The following is a 19,208-nucleotide window of genomic DNA, read 5'->3' on the forward strand; positions in this document are numbered from 1 at the left end:
CAAATGCAGAAGTCCGGCTGGAGCACTAACAGTTAACGAACTGATTGGCGCACGCAAGTACTCGGTCTCGGCCACATTGGTTCGCCGAAGGGTGACCGAGATCCCGGACGTTTCACGTTCAAACATCCCAATCGTCTTGAATCAAAAGAGACATTGCGGACATTGATGCCATATTTGGCCCGACGCAGCTAACACGAGGCCTTACCGGGCGACAAGACCGCAATCGTCCTCTGACATCACATAATTTACTAGTCATGAACACAATCAGCTTAGGCCGAAACTGAGACCCTAAGATCGTTGACCCCCCGAAAGAAGCCCAGTTACCTTAATCAGCGAACCCGATCAGTAAGGAAATCCCTCCTCAAGGGTCACGCATTTGCGGGAATGGCCACCAACAATGGGTGGCCAGGGTCGAATTTCGCTGGACTCGCCGCTCCGATATACCGCAGCAAGCGGACGTATGTCGTCGATTTCATCGCGCCGTCGTGGCGTTTCAGGGCCCCGGCTTAAGCCAATGCAACATCGTCGGCAGTCGGGACGGAGATGAGGGTGATGCACATGGTGGATTCTGTCTTTGTCATGCCGGGAACGGTTGCTGCCCCGCGCGGAGGCATCCTGCGCGATCTGCACAACCGTTACGAGGCCGTACGCGAGACGCTGGCCCGCATCGACAAGGCGGCCCTGGAAATGGGGCTGCCCAACATCAGTGCCCGGCTTGTCGAACAGAACGAGACGAGCGACCGGCGCGGCCCCGAAGTGCAGTATCTGGAAATCTTCGCGGTCAGCATCGCGACACACGACATGCTGATCGCCGAGGGCGTCAAGCCCTTCGCGATCGTCGGGCAGAGCATCGGGGAGCTGTGGGCCCTGGCCGCCGCGGGGCACCTGGCCGTGGAGGACGCCGCGCGCCTGGCCGTGGCCCGGTCCCAGGTACTGACCCGGCAGAGCTGGGGCGGAAAGATGCTCGCGGTCGGCGTGGACGGCCGCCGCGCGGAGTCGCTCGCGGAGCTGATCAACCATCCCCATCTGGTACTGGCCTGCGAGAACGCCCCTCGGCAGAGCGTCATCAGCGGCCCGGAAGCATTGATCGCGCATGTGGAGCGAGTGGCCGACGCGCTCGGCTGGCCAAGCCTCCAACTCGACGTCCCGCATCCGACCCATACTCCGGCGATGGCACAGGCCGCCCGGGACCTGCGGGAATCCGCGCCACGCGTTCCGTACGGCGCCGGGCGCTGGCGGGTGTGCTCCCCATGGCTGGGGAGGGACGTCGGCGACGACGACCCGGTCGACCTGGTCGCCGGCGCGCTCACCTCCCGGGTCCGGATCCTGCACACCATCCGTGACCTGCACGCGGCCGGGGCCGACGCCTTCGTCGAGTGCGGGGAGTGGCCCGTCGTCACCAAGTTCGTCGAGGCGTCGATCCCCGGGGTGCAGTGTGTCGTCCCGCTGAGCGAGAGCGACCCGGTCGAAGCCGTCCGGACGCTGGCCGCCGAGTCCACCGGCGGTGGCCCGTTCCGCTCGCGCCTGGCGGCACCGTCGAGCAACGGACACGGTCCCGTCGCGCGGGTGAGTGAGCCCGCGCCGACCGGATCGGTCGCGGCACTCGCCGTCGCCGATCTGCCGGTCCCGGCCGCCGTGTCCGCACCGGCCACGGCCCCGGTGTCCTACGTGGCCGCCCCCGTCCCCTCCCCGGCCCCCGCGGCTCCTCCGGTTCCGGCCGCCCCGGTTCCGGCCGCCCCCGCGGCTCCGGCTGCCCCCGCCGTCGTCGCCCCCGCCGTCGTCGCCCCGGTCGCGGCCGCCCCGGTCGCCTCGCCGTCCGCTGCCGGGGTGGACTACGAAACGGTGCTGGCGGAGTTGCGGACGCTGTACGGCGACTTCCTGGGCTACCCGCCCGATCTGCTCGGTGAGGACGACGGTCTGGAGGCCGAGCTGGGGGTGGAGTCGCTCAAGCAGGTCGCCCTGCTCGGGATGGTGTCCGACCGGTACGACCTGCCCGATCTGCGGTCGAACTCCTCTCTGCTGACCGTCGGCACGCTGCGCCGGATCGCGGAGGCCGTCGTCCAGGCCCGGGCGGGGGGCGCCGGGGTATGACCTCCACGGAGAACCTGCGGGGTCGGGTCGCCCTGGTGACAGGGGCCGCGAAGAGCCTCGGCGCGGACATCGTGCGCCGCTTGGCGGGGAGCGGGGCCCACGTGATCGTCAACTACTTCCACTCGGTCGACCAGGCGAAACAGCTGCGGGCGGAGCTGGAGCAGGCCGGCCACAGCTGCGAGTTCATCCGCGCCTCAGTGGCCAAGACCAGCGAGATCGACCGGATGTTCGACCTGGTCCAGGAGCGGCACGGTGGCCTGGACATTCTGATCAACAACGCCGCGGGCGGGGCCTTCCTGCCGCTGTTCGACATCGACGACACGTACTGGCAGCGGGCCTGGTCCACCAATGTGATGGCCGCCTACCACTGTTCGCGCCGGGCGGCCGAGCTGATGGCGGGACGGGACGGCGCGAGCATCCTGTGTCTCTCCAGCGTCGGGGCGCACCAGCCGGTTCCGGGCTACGGCCCCGGCGGTGTCACCAAGGCGGCCCTGGAGTCGCTGGTCCGCTATCTGGCACTCGAGCTGGTCGGCCAGGGCATCCGGGTCAACACGGTGCTGCTGGGCTCCGTCGCCAGCGAGATCGTCGTCAACCTCGACGCCCCGGCGGCGACGCCCGGTGGACCGGCCGAGGCCAGCGAGCTGATGAGCCGTACCCTCTCGACGCCGGAGGCGGCCAAGTTGATCGTCCACCTCCTGCACGAGGACGCCGGCTTCATCACCGGGCAGACCATCGTCGCCGACGGCGGCATCAGCATCGGCGGGATGCAGGGCCTGCGGCTGCACAGCAGGCTGGCGGACCAGGTGAGCAGGCCCACCAGGCGCCAACCGGTGCCGGCGGCGGCAGCGACGGCGGCGTCGGCCGAGGCGAGCCGCCCCGCCCCGGAACAACCGGCCGCTGCCCACCCGGCGCCCGCGTTGGCACCGGCACCGGTGGCCGCCCCGGCACCGGAGCGAACACCGGAGACGCCCGCACCCGCACCCGCACCCGCACCGGCACCAGCGCCAGCGCCCGCCTTGGCATCCGCGGCGGACCCGGCACCGGGCAACGCACCAGCCCCAGCGCCCCACCAGCCACCGGAGGCGGACCCCGAAGCCGTCGCCGTGGTCGGCCTCGGCCTGGTCCTCCCCGGCGCGAACAACACGGCGGAGTTCTGGGACCGGTTGCGCGAGGGCGCCCTGATCGCCAGCGAGCCGTCCGCCTTCGACCTGAAGCACTTCTGGGCGCCCACCCGGGAGGAGACCGACGCCTTCTACGTTCGCGAGGCCGCGTACGTCCAGGGTTTCGTCCCCGACCCCGCCTCGATCGCCGAACCGGACGGCAACGTCGACCGCCCCGGGTGGCCGCGTACCACTCGCTGGCTGCGGCACTGCGCCGTCCAGGCCCTGGCCGGGGTACACCGGCGTCCGACGGACCGGTGGCTCACCACGACCACCGGTATCCACGACCAGACGGGGCTCGGCCCCCAGGGTGTCGTGCTGGGGGACGAGTACCGGCGCATGGTGCGCGAGGCGATCCCCGCCGACCAGGACGGTGACTGGCTGGCCGAGCTGGCCGACCACGCGATCAGCGCGCACTACGGCGGCGACGGCGGGGATCCGAAGGCGTACCTGCCCGCGTCCGTCTCCCGCGACGCGCTGCGCGGGCTGATCCCCGACGACGCGCAGCACCTGACCCTCGACGCGGCCTGTGCCAGCGGGTTGTTCGCGCTGGACGCGGCGGTCAAGGCGCTGCGCGAGGGTTCCTGCGATGTGGCGCTGGCCGGTGGCACCTCGGTGATCGAGCCGATCGGGTTCACCCTCTTCTGCCGGGCCCAGGGCATCTCGATGAGCGGCCGGATACGCCCCTTCGACAAGGCGGCCGACGGAACCCTCATCGGTGAGGGCTCCATCATGCTCACCCTGAAGTCGTACGCGCGGGCCGTGGCGGACGGCGACCGGGTGCTCGGTGTCATCCGGGGCACCGGTCTCGCCGCCGACGGCCGGGGAAAGGGCATTCACGCTCCGGCCACCCGCGGGCAGGAGCTGGCGATCGCCCGCGCCTGGGCCGACGCGGGCGTCGAGGCCGACGACGTGGACTGGGTGGTGGCACACGGCACCGGCACGCCGGTGGGCGACGAGATCGAACTGCGTTCGCTGCTCTCCCGGTTGGGGGCGCGGAAGCGGGCGTGCCTGCTGACGTCGAACAAGCAGGTCTTCGGGCACACCGGCGTGCTGGCGGGCCTGGTCTCGGTCGCGCACGCGCTGGTCGCGCTCGAACGCGGGGCGGTACCCGGCCAGCCCGTGGTCACCGATCCGCACCCGCTGCTGGAGGACGGCACGCGGCTGACCGTGCCGGTCAGGGACGCGCCCTGGCCGACGGACGACGCGCGGCCGCGCGTGGTCGGCGTGTCGTCGTTCGGCCTCGGAGGGGCGGACGCGCATGTGGTCCTGTCCGACCGGGTGCCGTCGGCCGCCCCCGCGCAGCGGCGGGGCGGTGCCGCTCCCGCGGACACGGAGCAACTGGTCGTCGTGGGCTGGAACACCCACCTGCCCGGTCTGGACACCGCCCAGGTGCCCGCCTGGCTGAGTGGTGACGGCCCGCTCCCGGAGGCCGACTTCGGCATGCCGTACCCCCTGCCGTCCCCGCGTGAGGTGCGCATCCCGCCGCTGACGATGCGGCATATGGACCCCGCCCACCTGATGATGCTCCAGGCCCTCGGCCCGCTGCTGGACCAGCTCGGCGAGCCGGGCGTCAGCCTGCGGCCCACCACGGCGGTGATCGTGGGAGCGACGCTGCCGACCACCCACAACACCCGGGCCGCGCTGCGGGTGCACGCCGGCGAGTGCGCCACCACGTTCGACATCCTGCCCGACCCGGTGCGGGCACAGACGCTCAAGGAGTACCTCGCGAAGGGGATGGCGGAGGCCAAGGGGGTGATCCCCGGCGATCTGAACGAGGACGACTTCACCGGGGCGGTCTCCTGCATCCTGTCGGGCCGGGCGGCCAACTACTACGACTTCCGGGGCATGGGCACCAGCGTCTACGCCCACCGGGACTCCGCGCACACCGCTCTCGACCTGGCCCTGCGTCAACTCCGGCACCGCGCCTGCGACCTCGCCCTCGTCGGCGCGGTGTGCCAGCGGCCCATCAGCGGCTGGGACCGCCACCTCGACGATCTGGTGCCGGAGGGCCGGTCCATCGCGGAAGGCGCCGCCGTCCTGGCGGTCACCCGGCTGTCGACCGCGCTGGAGCACGGCCTGCCCGTCCTGGGATCGCTCTCCACTACGGTCGACGCCACCGATCCGGCGTCCCCGGCCACTCCCGGGCACGCCCTTCCCGTACTGACCGACGCCGGGCACACCTATCTGTCGCTGGACGCCCTGCTGGCGGTCCTCAAGGCCGTCGCCACCCGAGCGGACACCGTCGTGACGCCCGCCGCCCCCGGATCACCCCTGATCCGGTTCACCCGGCCGGGCGGCCCGCGTCACCACGGCCCGGCCCAGGAGGAGCCGGCCCGCACCGAGCCGGAGCACGCCGAGGACTTCACCGGCCGCCGTCAGACCTTCCGATTCGTCCCGACGACCCCGCCGCGGAACGGCTCGGCCACGCGATCGATCCCGCCGGGCACCGTCGTCATCACCGACGCCCCGGATCTCGCCGCGGCCGCCGCCGGGCCGGACATCGCCGTCTGGTCAACGCGGCCGGGCCTCGGGGCCGCCACCCACGTCCCGCCCGAGGAGGCCGCGGCCGCCCTGGCCGACCTGCCGTTCATCCCGCGCCACATCCGGGTCCTGTCCCGGCTGCCCGTCCAGGACGACGAGGACGACCTTGGCACCGACGCCGAGGCCACCCGGATGGAGGACCTCCAGGACCTCACGTTCACCACCCTCCAGGCGGCGCTGCCCGCGCTGCGCACCGGCGGCTCGCTCGGCGCGCTCCTGCTCGGCGCGGTGCCGGACGACCTGCCGCCCCCGCTGAGCGGGCTGTTCACCGGCCTCGTCCGCTCCGTACGGGCCGAAGTCCCGCAGTGCGGCGGAGTGACCCTGCTCAGCGACGCGCCGGACGTCGCGACCGCCCTGGACCAGCTGGCGCGTGCGGGCACCGCCCAGGTGCCGACCCACACCCTGGCCTGCCGCGGGGGCGACTGGTTCACCCTGGCCGTCGCCGACGACCACGCGCCGCCGCCCCCGGCGGGAGCGGCCTCGCTGCCGCCCGGCGCGGTCGTGGTCGCCTTCGGCGGCGCCCGGGGCATCACCCCCGAACTCCTCCACGCGATCGCCCGTACCAGCGACCGGCCGCATGTGTACGTCATCGGCCGCACCCCGCTGCCGGAAGCCGACGACGCGCTGCCGCCGCAGGCCGAGTTCATCGCCGCCGAACACCGCAGACGCCCCGGCGCCTCGGTGGGTGAGCTGCGCGCCGCCTACGAGAAGGCCCAGGCACGCCTGGAGGTGCGCCGTACGGTGCGGCGGCTGACGGAACTGTGCGGCCAGGACCGTGTCCACCACCGCGTGTGCGACATCCTCGACGCCGAGGCCACCACCGCCGTCCTCGACGAGGTCGTCGGCCGGCACGGACAGATCGACCTGCTCATCAACACCGTCCTCGACCTGCGGTCGCGTGCGCTGCACGCCAAGACCCTGACCGACTTCCGGGCGGTCCGGGCCACCAAGGCGACCGGTTACCGCAACCTCAAACGGGCCCTGGCCGGGCGTCCGCCCCGGATCTGGTGCAACTTCAGCACCCTGGCGACGCTCGCTCCCGCACCCGGTGACATCGACTACTGCGCCGTCAACGAGTACCTCGCGTACGCGAGCGCCCGGGCCCAGCGGCACGGACCGGAGGGTCACCAGGAGTTGGCGATCCTCTGGAGCGGCTGGCGGGAGGTCGGCGTCGCCAGCAGCGTCACCATGCGGGAGACCCTCAAACGCAACCAGATGGACGCCTACATCAGCACCGAGCAGGGATGCGCCCAGTTCCTCTCGGCCGTGACCCGGCCACCGGCCGGCGGGGTGGCGTTCTTCATCCGGGACGACGAACGCGTCCTGCTGGCCCGGCGTGGGATCAGCACCTACGGTCCGGGTGGGACCAGCGCCTACGGATCCGCCGGTGAGCCGCGGATCCCCGCCCCGGACGCGCCGCCGCCCGCCCCGCCGGATCCGTCGCTGACCAGTCCGCTGCTCGACGGCGTTCTGCACCGCGGCCGGAACTGGGCCGTCTTCACCAAGACCTGGGATCCGCGCACCCTGGCCGAGCGGGACGGGCGGTGGATGCGTCACCACCGGGTCAACGGCGAGTACACGCTGGCCGGCACGTTCACCCTCGAAGCCGCGGCCGCCGCGGCCGCGGCCCTCTGCCCCGGCCTGGCGGTCACCGGGTTCCGCGGGCTCGTCTGCCGGACGTCGATCACGGTCAGGCTCGCCGGACCGCGGCGTACCGTAGCGGTGGAGGCCCGGGTCACCAGCCGGAGCCGCGACGGTGCCGAGGTGGCCGTCCGCATGACGGCGCACCGGATCGGCAAGAACGGCAAGGTACTGCGCTTCAACGACCTGCTGTGCGAGACGACGGTCGTGCTGGCGGATCGCTACCCCGTGCTCGCCGGACCGCCCGACTGTTCGTCCCACGAGCCCGAACCCGATTTCGCGATGCCGGTCTACTCCCCCGACCCGCCGATCTCGCTCACCGGCCCGTTCGCCGGCACCAGCGACTACGCCCGCGGGCCGGACGGGAACAGCGCCAGGTTCGGTCTGGACCACGCCGCGTGGGCCCCGGCCCTGGCGGGGATGACCGTACCGGCGATCCTGCTGGACGCGATGGTGCACCTGTTGCTGCTGCCACCGCGCGGTGACCACCCGCCGCTGGTCGGCCCGATGGCCGGCCTCGACGAGGTCGATCTCAGCGGGCCGGGCAACGACTGCGAACTCAGCGCGGAGAACCCGGACATCCGGCTGCACTGCGACTTCGCCACCGGGGACCTGACCGCCGTGACCGGTCACGGCAAGGTGCTGGCCCGTATCACGGGGGTCACCGCACACGCCCTGGACCACAGCGGAGAGCTGGTCCGGCCCCGCGCCCGCGTTCCCCAGTCGCCCCTTTCGTGACAGCGGAGGAGACAGCAGTGTTGTGGCAGGACATCACGATCGCCGGGACCGGCGCGTGGATACCCCCCATCAGGCCGGAGCAGGAGCCGCGGGGCGGACCGGGCACCGGGCAGCCCTCCATGATGGCGCTCAACGGGTTCACCTCGGCCGCCGTCTCGAAGGACAACACGGCGACGCAGATGGCGGCCCGGGCCGGTCTCAAGGCGCTGCGCCACGCGGACGTGGACAGTGCCTCCTTGAGTCTGCTCGTGCACGCCGGCTTCCAGGACCCGGACCACTACACGCCCTCGGCCTATCTGATGCGGGTGCTCGGGGGAAGGGACACCGCCGGGATCGAGGTCGGCGCCGCCAGTGACGGCGGGGCCGCCGCGCTCGTCGCCGCGGCCGACCACCTCGCCGCCCGGCCGGACGCGAAGGCCGCGCTGGTCACGACCGGTGCCCGGTTCCCGGACGAACGGTGGGGCTACTCCCGGGAGTTGGGTTATGTGGCCGGTGACGCGGGCGCCGCCGCCGTCCTCACCCGGGGGACGGGCTTCGCCCGCCTGGTGGCGACCGCCCATGTCACGGAGTCCCAGCTGGAGGCGCAGACCCGGACCAGGGAGGGCCACACCGGTGTCGCCCGGCGGTCCCCCGTCGAGGAGTCCGGGTTCATGCCCCATATCGACGTGCTGCAGCGGGCCACCCACCGCTGCATCGAGACCGTCCTCGACGAGGCCGCCGTGAAACCGGCGGACATCACGCACGTGGTGCCCATCGCGATCGGCTCGGTCGTGCTCGACATGCTGCTCAGCGGCTCACCGCTCGGCCTCCGTGCCGAGGACACCAGCTGGACCTACGGCCGCCACCTCGGCCACGCCGGCCCGTCCGACGTTCTGCTCGCCCTCGACCGGACGTTCCGCTCCGGCACGCTGCGCGCCGGGGAACGCGTCCTCGTCGTGAGTTTCGGGGTCGGCTTCCGCTGGACCACCGCGCTGTTCGAGGTCACCCGCGATCCGGTCGCCGCGGCACCGGCCGGTCGCTCACACACAGAAGGAGTTTGTCCATGACGGACACGAGTACGGCGACCGCCGCGTCGGTGCCGCTGGCTCCGCGGGCCCTGCCGCTGCTGGGCCATGCGCTGCCCCTGCTCCGCGATCCGCTGGCGTTCATCATGTCCCTGTCCGGCTACCGCGAGATGGTCCGCGTCCGGCTGGGCCCGAGCACCGCCATGATGATCTGTGATCCGGACCTGACCCGGCAGGTGTTCCTGAACGACCGGGTCTTCGACAAGGGCGGCCCGATCTACGACCGGATCCGCGAGGTCATCGGCGACGGCCTGTCCACCTGCCCGTACCCCCTGCACCGGCGGCAGCGGCGGCTGTGCCAGCCGTCGTTCCACCCCACCCGGCTCGCCGGGTACGGGACGGTGTTCGCCCGGGCGGCCGAGGTGAAGGCGGGGTCCTGGCGCGATGGCGACGTCCTCGACATCACCCAGGAAATGATGACGCTGACGACGCGCGCCACCATGGAGACGATGTTCAGCGGCTCGCTGCCGGCGGAGACCATGCGACGGGCCCTCGCCGACACCTCCACCATCGTGACCGCGTTCTTCCGCCGGATGATGACACCGGCCCTGCTGCGCCGGGTGCCGACTCCGCGGAAGCGGCGTTACGACCAGGCCCGGGACCGGCTGGCGGCCACCATCGCGGAGATCATCGCCGAGCGGCGTGCCGATCCCACCGACCATGCCGACCTGCTCTCCACGCTGGTCGCGGCGGTCGACGAGGAGAGCCAGGACGGCCAGAAGCAGCTGAGCGACACCGAACTGGCCGACGAGGCCCTCACGTTCTTCCTCGGCGGGATGGAGACCACGGCCATCACCCTGGCCTGGGCGCTGCATCTGCTCGCCACGAACCCGGACGTCCAGCGCCGTCTCCAGGCCGAGACCCATCAGGTCCTGGCCGGTGGGAAGGTCGATCCCGCGCATCTGCCCTCGCTGGACCTGGCCGCCCGGGTGGTGACCGAGACGCTGCGGCTGTATCCGCCCGCCTGGATGATGACCCGCGCGGTCCGGCAGGACACCGAACTCGGCGGGGTACGGCTCAAGAGCGGCAGCACCATCGTGCTCAGCCCTTACCTCCTGCACCGCAGGCCCGACCTCTACCCCGAGCCCGACCGGTTCGACCCGGACCGCTGGCTCGGCGGTCAGCCCGACCGGGCCACCTACATCCCGTTCGGCGCCGGGGCGCGCAAGTGCATCGGCGACCAGTTCGCCCTCACCGAGGCCATCCTGGCCCTCACCGCCATCGTCGCCCGCTGGGAGCTGAGCCCCGTCGGCGACCAGCCGTTCCAGCCCAAGGTGGAGACCAGCCTGAGTTCGCGCGGGCTGCGTCTGCGGCTCAGTGAGCGTCGGACGAGCGGCACCGGCGACGCCGGACTGCACGCGGCCACGCCGCGGTCCGCACCCGCCCAGCCATCCGCACCCGCCCACCCGTCCACGCCACCGGGCACCGGCGGCTGCCCGGTGAAGCACTAGGAGTGATGCCGTGAAGCCTCACCTGAAGCCCCTGGTGAAGCAGCTTCTCAACGCCCGGAGGGTCAGCCTGCCCAGCGCGGCCCCGGCCGACAGCCTGCGCACTCCTTCCCTCCCTTATCCGAACGGCTGGTTCTGCCTGGCCTTCACCGACGAGGTGCGGCCCGGATCCGTCACCACCCGTCCGCTCGCGGGCACGGAGGTCGTCCTCTACCGGACGGCCAAGGGCGTGCTGCGGGCCGTCCCGCCGCGGTGCCCGCATCTGGGCGCGCATCTCGGGGTCGGCGGTTCGGTCGAGGGCGAGGACATCGTCTGCCCCTTCCACCGGTTCGCGTTCGACCCGGCCGGCACCTGTGTGCGCACGGGTTACGACAAACCACCGCCGAAGGCGTCGCTGGCGCAGTACCCGGTGTGCGAGGCCAACGGCTCGATCTACGTGTGGTGGCACGCCCTCGGCGTGCCACCACAGTGGGAGGTCCCGGTCTTCCCCATGGACGACCGGCAGCCGTACAGCCACGACACCTTCGACATCGCCGGTCACCCGCAGGACGTCATCGAGAACGCCTTCGACTGGGGTCATCTGCCGGCACTGCACGGTCTCAAGGGCCTCGACATCGAGGGCGCTCCGGTGGCCGGGGAGCCGACCAGCACCGTCACCGCGACCGCCCGCGGCACCATGATGCGCGGGTTCCGCCAGTCCTACACGCTCACCGTGATCGGACTGGCCACCATCGCGGCGCGCACGGTCCTGCCCCGGGGCGCGGGCACCCTCTACGTGATGCTGCACGCGACCCCCACCAGCCCGGGGCGCATCCAGCTCCGCTTCGGTACGAAGCTGGAGCTGAACGGCATCCCCGGGGTGCCCGGGGCGGTGGGGCGCGCGGCGGCCATGCCCGTCGCCCGGCTGCTCAGCGCCGTCCTCCAGCGGGTGGCGAGCGTCGACACCGGCGCGGACCTGCTGATGTGGCACTACCAGGAGCATGTCGAGCACCCGAAGCTGGCCAAGGGCGACGGTCCGATCGGCCGGTACCGGCAGTGGGCGCAGCAGTTCTACACGGAACCCACGGGCGGTCTCATGCCACCGCGCCCGCCCCGGGCCGGGGCGGGCCGCTCGGAGGAGTGACCACCGGCGACGGCGGCCCGGGAGCGCTCAGGCCGCTCCCGGGCCGCTTCGGCGGCGAGCACCGTGTTCGACGCGGCCCGGCCGGGCCGGGGAGCTGGAGAGAGGCGACATGGCAGCGGAGAACGGTACGCCCGGCGCCGGGCGACGACTGGCGGTGCTCGGGGCGGGGGTGATGGGCTCGGGCATCGCCGCGCTGGCGGTCGGGCACGGGATCGCGGTGTCGCTGATCGACCCGGACCGGCGGCGGCTGGCCGAGGCCCCGGCGAAGATCGACCACCAGGTACGGATGGCACGGCTGATGGGCGCGCTGCCGGATGAGGACGTCCCCGGCGCTCTCGTCACCGGCCCGTCGCTCGCCGACCTGCCGACGGCCGGTGACCTGGCCCCCACCGCGGTGATCGAGGCGGTCACCGAGGACGCCGAGGCCAAGGCGAAGGTTCTCGCGGAGGTGTCCGCGCTGGTCGCGCCCGGCACCCCGATCATCTCCAACACATCGTCGATCCCCATCGACGAGCTGGCCCTGGCGACGGCGCGGCCGGTCGATCTGGTCGGCACCCACTTCATGAATCCGCCCTGTCTGATCCGGACGGTCGAGGTCATCCGGGGCACCCACACCGGCGAGGCGACCCTGGACGCGCTGCGGGCGCTGCTCACCGCGCTGCGCCGGGAACCGATCGTGGTCGACGACGCACCGGGCTTCGTCACCAGCCGGATCCTGCACCCCATGATCAACGACGCGGCCCGGGTGGTGGCGGCGGGCACCGCGAGCGCCGAATCGGTCGACCGGCTCATGCAGGGGTGCCTGGGCCATCCGACCGGCCCGCTGCGCACCGCCGACCTCATCGGTCTCGACAACCTGGTCGACTCGCTGTGGGTGCTGCACCGCCGGACCGGCGACGAAGGTTGCCGCCCCTGTGACTTGCTGCTGGAGCTGGTGCGCGCCGGCCACCTGGGCCGCAAGAGCGGGCGCGGCTTCTACGAGTACGAGGGAGAACGGGTATGACCACGTCATCCGACCAACCGGTGCCGGATTCCAGCGTCGTCCAGACGGAGATGCTGGGGTACCTGGCGAAGCGTACGGGCACCACCTGGGCGACCGACAAGGACGTCTTCGGCTCCGGTGGGCTGTCCTCACTCTTCGCCATGGAGCTGGTGGTGCATCTGGAGAAGTCGTACGGCATCACCATCCGCGGCGCCGACCTGCGGATGGAGAACTTCCGTACCGTGCGGCGGATGGCCGCGCTGGTCGAACGGCTCCGGCAGCCCGCCCCCGGCGGCTCCGGTGCGTGAACCCGTCGCCGCGGCGGCCTCGGCCGTCACCGAACTGGTCGGCGACCGGGCGTCCGGCTGGGACCTGGCGGGCCGGCTGCCCGAGGACGTGGTGCGGAAACTCGGCGCCACCGGGCAGCTCGCCGCCCAGATCCCGGCGCGGTACGGCGGCGCGGGGTGGAGCAGCGCGGACAACGGCGAGTTCACCGCCCATGTCGGCAGTCTGTGCGGCTCGCTGCGGAGCGTCATGACCTCGCAGGGCATGGCCGCGTGGACCGTGGAACGGCTCGGTGACCCGGAGCAGGCGGCGGAGCTGCTGCCACGGCTCGCCTCGGGCGCCACCGCGGCCGTGGCCTTCAGCGAACCCCAGGCGGGCAGCGACCTGTCGGCGATCGAGACCACCGTCACCGTGGACGGGGACACCCTGCGGCTCAGCGGCCACAAGAAGTGGGTGACCGCCGCCGCGTACGCCGACCTGATCCTGGTCGTCGCCCGGATGGCGGAGGGAGGTGCCGTGGTGGTCGTGGACCGGACCGCCCCCGGGGTGCGGGTGCGACGGGTGGCCGATCCGCTGGGCTGCCGGGCGGCCGGGCACGCGGAGGTCCGGCTGGACGATGTGCGGCTGCCGGTCAGCAGGCTGCTGGGCGGCGGTCGGCAGCCGCTGTCCCTGCTCGTGACGACGGCCCTGGCCTACGGCCGGATCTCCGTCGCCTGGGGCTGTGTCGGGATCCTGCGGGCCTGTGTGGCGGCGGCCGTCGAGCACGCCGGATCCCGGCACCAGTTCGGCCGGCCGCTGGGGCGGCACCAGCTCGTCGCCCGCCATCTGGCCGACCTGTGGACCGCCGAGCAGGTCTCCACCCGGGCCTGCGAGCACGCCAGCCGCTGCTGGGACGACAACGACGCCGACCTGGTCCCGGCCACCGTGCTGGCGAAGTACGTCAGCGCCGGGCACGCGGCCACGGGCGCGGCCGCCGCGGTCCAGGTGCTCGCCTCGGCCGGGGCGCAGGACGGTCACGTCGTCGCGCGGGCGTACCGCGACGCCAAGCTCATGGAAATCATCGAGGGCAGCAACGAGGTGTGCCAGCTGATTCTGGCCGACCACGCGCTCAGCCGGCGGTGACCTCGCCCGTGGCCGCCGGAGAACGCCGCCTCACAACGCCACGCCGTCACGCCGTCACGCCGTCACGCCGTCACGCCGTCACAAGGAGCCGAACATGAGCGACACCAGCGCCGCGCTCATCGCGGCCAGGTGGAGGCGCCCGCCTCGTACCGGCCGACGATGCCCCGAATCGCATACGGCGGACGTCATCCGCGCCGCGTTCCGTACTCTGGCGGCATGCGCATGCGCCCCACTTTGAGCTGGACCCCCGCCGAGGACCTGCCGCCGGGCAGTACGGATCCGGAGCCGGTGGCCGACGCGCTGAGCACCGGCGGTGTGCTGGTGCTCAGCGGGGCGGGCATCTCCACGGAGTCGGGCATCCCCGACTACCGGGGCGTGGGCGGGAGCCTGAGCCGGCACACCCCGATGACCTACCAGGACTTCACGGCCGACGCCCGTGCCCGGCGCCGGTACTGGGCGCGCAGCCACCTCGGCTGGCGCACCTTCGGCCGCGCCCGTCCCAACGCCGGGCACCGGGCCGTGGCCGCGTTCGCGTGGCACGGCCTGCTCTCGGGCGTGATCACCCAGAACGTCGACGGTCTGCACCAGGCGGCCGGCAGCGAGGACGTCGTGGAACTCCACGGAAGCCTGGACCGGGTCGTCTGCCTCTCCTGCGGGGCCTTCAGCCCACGCCGCGAACTCGCCCGGCGGCTGGCGGAGGCCAATGTCGGCTTCGAGCCGGTGGCCGCCGGAATCAACCCGGACGGCGACGCCGACCTCACCGACGAGCAGGTCGGGGACTTCCGCGTGGTGCCCTGTACGGTCTGCGGCGGCATCCTCAAACCGGACGTGGTGTTCTTCGGCGAAGCCGTTCCGCCGCAGCGGGTCGAGCACTGCCGCGAGCTGGTCCGCGAGGCGGCCTCGCTGCTGGTCCTGGGCTCCTCACTGACGGTGATGTCCGGACTCCGGTTCGTCCGCCAGGCGGCCCGAGCCGGGAAGCCGGTGCTGATCGTCAACCTGGACCCGACCCGCGGCGACCAGCACGCCGTCACCCGGGTCGCACTCCCCCTGGGAACGGCCCTCACCGCAGTGGCCGACCGGCTGGGCATCCCCGCTCAGTAGCCGGACCCTTGTTGCCCATTCCCTATGGCCCATTCCCTACTGCCTATTGCCCATTGCCTATTGCCCGACCACGATCTCCCGTTTGAGGATCTTGCCGGTCGCTCCCTTGGGGAGCCCGTCGGTGACCGTGACGATCCGCGGGTACTTGTAGGCGGCCACCCGCTGTTTGACCCAATCGCGTATCTCACCGGCCGTGGTGTGCGCACCGTCCCGGAGCGTCACCACGGCGGCCACCTCCTCCCCGTGAATCTCGTGCTCCACGCCGACGACGGCGGCCTCGGCGACGGCGGGGTGTTCGTAGAGCACCTCCTCGATCTCGCGCGGATAGACGTTGTATCCACCGCGGATCGCGATCTCACCGACCTCGCCCGGCCCGACCGTGGTGCCGTCGTCCGCGGCGAGCATGAACTCGACCCCGCGGACGGGGAGGCCGATCGAGCCCGCCTTGCGCGGCCGGTCCGGAGGGTTGCATGATCTCCAGCGCCTTGGCCGGCTCGAACCGCGGCAGCAGGGTCAGCGTGGCACCGGCGGCGACAGCGGTGTTGAGGGCGCAGGTCTGCCCGAAGGCGTGGAACATGGGCAGGCCGCCGAACAGTACGTCGTCCGGCCCGATGTGGAGCACCGCCTCGACCGTGGTGACCGTGTTGGTCATCAGGTTACGGTGGGTCAGCTCGGCGCCCTTCGGGGTTCCTGTCGTGCCCGAGGTGTACAGGATCACGGCGGCGTCGTCCGCACCCCGGTCGACGATCCCGGGCAGCGGAGCGGTGGCCCGTACGAGATCGTCGAATGCCGCGGGGTCGGTGACCAGACACTCGGCGCCGGCCTCCGCCGCGGCCGTCGTGACCTCGTCCGCGCACAGGGGGGACGTCACCACGGTGCGGGACCCGGAATCCCGCAGCAGGAACGCGATTTTCGGTGATGTGAACGCCGGGTGGCGGGCTCTCACGGTGGTGCAACGTCAGGCCGCGCCGCACCGCACTGCTCGACGTGGCGGGTCCGCCGAACCGGCCCCCGTCCGGGCCCTGCTGCCACGGCTGGTCTCCTCCGTCTCCGTGGTCTGTGCCTACATCGGCAGCGGGCCGCAGATGTTCATCGCGATGGCCCTGCTCGCCTGGATGCCCAGCTTCCTCAATCGCCACTACTCCATGCCCACCGCGAAGGCCGGCCTGGCCGCCGGGGTCTTCGCGCTGATCACCGGCGTCGGCATGATCGGCGGCGGGATGGTCGCGGACCGCGTCAGCCGGCGGGCCGGTGCGGCCAAGTGGACCGTCGCGATCGTCTGCAGTCTCGGCTCGCTCGTGCTGCTGACGGCCGGATTCCAACTGCCGACGGGCGCCCCGCAACTCGTGCTGATCGGGGCCGGGGCCCTGCTGTCCAACGCCACGGCCGGGCCCGCGGCCGCCATGGTGGCGCATCTGACCCCCGCCATCGCGGCGACGGCCATGGCCACGCTCACCCTGGCCAACAGCCTGCTCGGGCTCGCCCCCGGGCCCGCGGTGACGGGCGCCCTCGCGGACCGCGTCGGGCTGCTCGGCGCGCTGCGAGCGGTCCCGCTCGTCGCGGTCGCGTCCGGCGCGGCCTTCATCATCGGCAAGTCCTGCTACGAGCGGGATCTGCGCCGCCTGGACGCGCTGTCCGACATGGCGCTCAGGAACCCGGAGCCGCGGTCATGAACCCCGCCGGATCGCCTACGGTCGTGATCGTCCCCGGGCCGCGCGACCACGTACCGGACCACTGGCCGACCACTCACAAGGACCCGGTCAGGAGCTGGAGTACGAGGCTGGTGACCGAGACCACCACCCACAGGCAGGCACCGAGGATGAGCGGTCGGGGGCCGGTGCGGCGCAGTGCCGGGAGGTCGGTGGACAGGCCCGTCGCGGAGAGCGCGACGGTGATGAGGAAGACCGAGAGCTCGCCGAGTCCGTGGTGGGCGGCGGCCGGGATGAGACCCAGGCTGTTCGCCGTGGTCATCAGCAGGAAGCCGATCAGGAACACGGGCACCAGCTTGGCCACCTGAAGCCGGGGCCGTGCCGCTGTCTCCACCGCGGCACGGTCGCGGCGTCTCACCAGCCAGGCCAGTCCCAGGCAGATGGGGATGATCATGAGGCTGCGGGTGAGTTTGACGACGACCGCGTAGTCCGCCGCGGTCCCGCCGTAGCTGGTGGCGGCGGCGACCACCGAGGACGTGTCGTTGACCGCCGTCCCCGCGAAGAGGCCGAAGCTGTGCGGGCTCATCCCCAGGAGGTGGCCGAGCAGCGGGAAGGTGAGCACGGCGGTGACGTTGAACAGGAAGATGGTGGAGACCGCGTAGGCCACCTCGACCCCGGCCGCGCCGATGACCGGTGCGGTCGCCGCGATCGCCGACGCCCCGCAGACGCCCGTGCCCACGCCGATCAGCGTCCGCAGGTCCCCGACGATGCCGAGCCATCGGCCGATGCCGTACGCGGCGGTCAGACAGACCGCCAGCGAGCCGATCATCACCGGAAGCGAACCGGCGCCCACCTCGACGATCTGGGACAGCGACAGTTGCGTGCCCAGGACGACCACCGAAATCTGCAGGACCTGCTTGCTCGCGAAACCGATGCCGGGACGCAGCCGTGCTCCTGGTCTCCTCAGAGCGGCCAGCAGCACACCGAGGACGATCCCGGCCACCGGGCCGCCGACGAGCGGGAACCTCCTCCCCACCGCCGTGCCCGCCACCGCGAGGGCCAGGACGAGGGCCAGACCGGGTACGAGAGAGGCCACGGCGGGCCAGGACGCCCGCGCCGGTTCAGCCTCCGGCCGGGCGGGGACCGGACAGTCCAGATCTTCGCTCATGGCCTCGACTCTGCTGCGCCCCGGACCACGGTTGTAGCCCCGAGATCGTGCGGAGGTCATAGCCAAATGGAATGACTGCCGACCCGGTCCGGCCCATACCCTGGGGCTATGAGCCAGTTGCCGGATCCGGAATCACTGCGGCTGCTCGTCCTGGTCGGAGACGTGGGAAGCCTGAGCGGTGCGGCGGCGCGGCTCGGTCTCACGCAGCCGTCGGCGAGCAAGCGGCTGTCCATGCTGGAGCGCAGGCTGGGCCTGGTGCTGGTGGACCGGACGCGGCGGGGATCGCAGCTCACCGACGCGGGCCGGGCCGTGGCGGGCTGGGCGCAGCGGGTCCTGCAGGAGATGGAGGGGCTGCTGACCGGCACGGAGGCGCTGCGTACGAAGCGGGACGCCGAGCTGAGGGTGGCGGCCAGCATGACGGTGGCCGAGTGTCTGGCGCCGGGCTGGATCGGCGAGCTGCGCCGCACTCGGCCGGAGCTGTACGTCGGTCTCCAGGTGACCAACAGCGAACAGGTTCCGGATCTGCTCCGCAGCGGAGCGGTCGACTTGGGGTTCGTCGAGTCACCGCGGGCCCCGGCAGGGTTCTCCGCCCGGCGGGTCGCCCGCGACCGGCTGCTCGTGGTGGTCGCCCCCGGGCACCCCTGGACGCGCCGCCGTCGCCCGCTGAGCGTCGCCGAGCTCGTGGCCGCGCCGCTGGTGCTGCGTGAACGCGGATCGGGCACCCGCGAGACCCTGGACCTGGCTCTGCGCAGGGCCGGCGCGGGCGAACCGCTGCCTCTCCTGGAGCTGGGTTCGGCGACCGCCGTACGCAATGCCGTGATCGCCGGAACCGGCCCGGCGGTGATCAGCGAGCTCGCGGTGGCGGCCGACCTCGCCGATGGCCGCCTCGCGTCGGTGGAGGTCGAGGGCATCGAACTACGCCGTGACTTGCGAGCCGTCTGGACTTCGGGACGCGTCCTGGCCGGCCCCGCGGCGGAGCTTCTGGCCGTGACGAGACGCCGCGGAAAGAAGGCATGAGCGGTCCATGCCGTCCGCGGACGTCCATCACGTCCGCGGACGGCGAGGGCCCCGGCCGGCACCCGCGCGGAGCGG

The 19,208-nt window shown here is 72.3% G+C and carries 12 protein-coding genes and 1 pseudogene; 11 read left to right on the forward strand and 2 right to left on the reverse strand.

All coding sequences use genetic code 11. The features are described from left to right. Positions 1-558: 558 nt before the first annotated feature. The 9 genes from NP777_RS33920 (at position 559) to NP777_RS33960 (ending at position 15,299) form a co-directional block, all read left to right on the forward strand. Positions 559-2,091, forward strand: coding sequence for an acyltransferase domain-containing protein (locus tag NP777_RS33920; protein ID WP_256654012.1), 1,533 nt, complete (start codon positions 559-561; stop codon positions 2,089-2,091). Then, positions 2,088-8,174, forward strand: coding sequence for an SDR family oxidoreductase (locus tag NP777_RS33925; protein ID WP_256654013.1), 6,087 nt, complete (start codon positions 2,088-2,090; stop codon positions 8,172-8,174). The genes NP777_RS33920 and NP777_RS33925 overlap by 4 nt, the downstream gene beginning before the upstream one ends. Before the next feature lie 17 nt (positions 8,175-8,191). Further along, a complete protein-coding gene (locus NP777_RS33930) occupies positions 8,192-9,220 on the forward strand; it encodes a 3-oxoacyl-[acyl-carrier-protein] synthase III C-terminal domain-containing protein (protein ID WP_256654014.1) in 1,029 nt (342 codons plus the stop codon). After that, positions 9,217-10,689: a cytochrome P450 gene (locus NP777_RS33935; protein ID WP_256654015.1), complete on the forward strand. Its 1,473-nt coding sequence runs from the start codon at positions 9,217-9,219 to the stop codon at positions 10,687-10,689. The genes NP777_RS33930 and NP777_RS33935 overlap by 4 nt, the downstream gene beginning before the upstream one ends. A gap of 10 nt (positions 10,690-10,699) precedes the next feature. Next, entirely contained in the window at positions 10,700-11,809 is a 1,110-nt protein-coding gene (locus NP777_RS33940; RefSeq protein WP_256654016.1) for a Rieske 2Fe-2S domain-containing protein, read from the forward strand. Between the two features lie 109 nt (positions 11,810-11,918). Next, the gene (locus tag NP777_RS33945) at positions 11,919-12,812 is read left to right on the forward strand and encodes a 3-hydroxyacyl-CoA dehydrogenase family protein (RefSeq protein WP_256654017.1); all 894 of its coding nucleotides are present in this window, start codon (positions 11,919-11,921) and stop codon (positions 12,810-12,812) included. A 50-nt stretch (positions 12,813-12,862) separates the two neighbouring features. After that, complete coding sequence (locus NP777_RS33950; RefSeq protein ID WP_391858634.1) at positions 12,863-13,099, forward strand: acyl carrier protein; 237 nt, start codon at positions 12,863-12,865, stop codon at positions 13,097-13,099. Continuing rightward, positions 13,092-14,198: an acyl-CoA dehydrogenase family protein gene (locus NP777_RS33955; protein WP_256654019.1), complete on the forward strand. Its 1,107-nt coding sequence runs from the start codon at positions 13,092-13,094 to the stop codon at positions 14,196-14,198. Before NP777_RS33950 ends, NP777_RS33955 begins: the two co-directional genes overlap by 8 nt. A 216-nt stretch (positions 14,199-14,414) precedes the next feature. Beyond that, positions 14,415-15,299 carry an NAD-dependent protein deacetylase gene (locus NP777_RS33960; RefSeq protein ID WP_256654020.1) on the forward strand — a complete coding sequence of 295 codons (885 nt, stop codon included), beginning with the start codon at positions 14,415-14,417 and terminating at the stop codon, positions 15,297-15,299. A gap of 57 nt (positions 15,300-15,356) precedes the next feature. Here NP777_RS33960 and NP777_RS48860 read toward each other — a convergent pair. Beyond that, positions 15,357-16,233: pseudogene (locus NP777_RS48860) on the reverse strand (AMP-binding protein); the annotation flags it as partial. A gap of 13 nt (positions 16,234-16,246) precedes the next feature. On the opposite strand from NP777_RS48860, the gene NP777_RS33970 reads away from it, so the two are divergent. Next, on the forward strand, positions 16,247-16,972 hold the full coding sequence (locus NP777_RS33970) for a hypothetical protein (RefSeq protein ID WP_256654021.1): 726 nt from the start codon (positions 16,247-16,249) through the stop codon (positions 16,970-16,972). A gap of 73 nt (positions 16,973-17,045) precedes the next feature. Here the strand turns inward: NP777_RS33970 and NP777_RS33975 are convergent, their stop codons facing one another. Next, the gene (locus NP777_RS33975) at positions 17,046-18,116 is read right to left on the reverse strand and encodes a YeiH family protein (protein WP_256654022.1); all 1,071 of its coding nucleotides are present in this window, start codon (positions 18,114-18,116) and stop codon (positions 17,046-17,048) included. 108 nt (positions 18,117-18,224) lie between these two features. On the opposite strand from NP777_RS33975, the gene NP777_RS33980 reads away from it, so the two are divergent. Then, positions 18,225-19,133 (forward strand): LysR family transcriptional regulator, encoded by a 909-nt coding sequence (locus NP777_RS33980; RefSeq protein WP_256654023.1) that lies wholly within the window; start codon positions 18,225-18,227, stop codon positions 19,131-19,133. The last annotated feature ends 75 nt before the right edge of the window (positions 19,134-19,208 follow it).

The sequence above is a fragment of the Streptomyces rugosispiralis genome (assembly GCF_024505145.1).
Classification (GTDB): domain Bacteria; phylum Actinomycetota; class Actinomycetes; order Streptomycetales; family Streptomycetaceae; genus Streptomyces; species Streptomyces rugosispiralis.

Bases quoted from the DNA above. Each gene is read 5' to 3' on its own strand.
- NP777_RS33920 (WP_256654012.1), top strand. From the start codon at position 559: ATGGTGGATTCTGTCTTTGTCATGCCGGGAACGGTTGCTGCCCCGCGC.
- NP777_RS33925 (WP_256654013.1), top strand. From the start codon at position 2,088: ATGACCTCCACGGAGAACCTGCGGGGTCGGGTCGCCCTGGTGACAGGG.
- NP777_RS33935 (WP_256654015.1), top strand. From the start codon at position 9,217: ATGACGGACACGAGTACGGCGACCGCCGCGTCGGTGCCGCTGGCTCCG.
- NP777_RS33945 (WP_256654017.1), top strand. From the start codon at position 11,919: ATGGCAGCGGAGAACGGTACGCCCGGCGCCGGGCGACGACTGGCGGTG.
- NP777_RS33950 (WP_391858634.1), top strand. From the start codon at position 12,863: ATGCTGGGGTACCTGGCGAAGCGTACGGGCACCACCTGGGCGACCGAC.
- NP777_RS33960 (WP_256654020.1), top strand. From the start codon at position 14,415: ATGCGCATGCGCCCCACTTTGAGCTGGACCCCCGCCGAGGACCTGCCG.
- NP777_RS33975 (WP_256654022.1), bottom strand. From the start codon at position 18,116: ATGAGCGAAGATCTGGACTGTCCGGTCCCCGCCCGGCCGGAGGCTGAA.
- NP777_RS33980 (WP_256654023.1), top strand. From the start codon at position 18,225: ATGAGCCAGTTGCCGGATCCGGAATCACTGCGGCTGCTCGTCCTGGTC.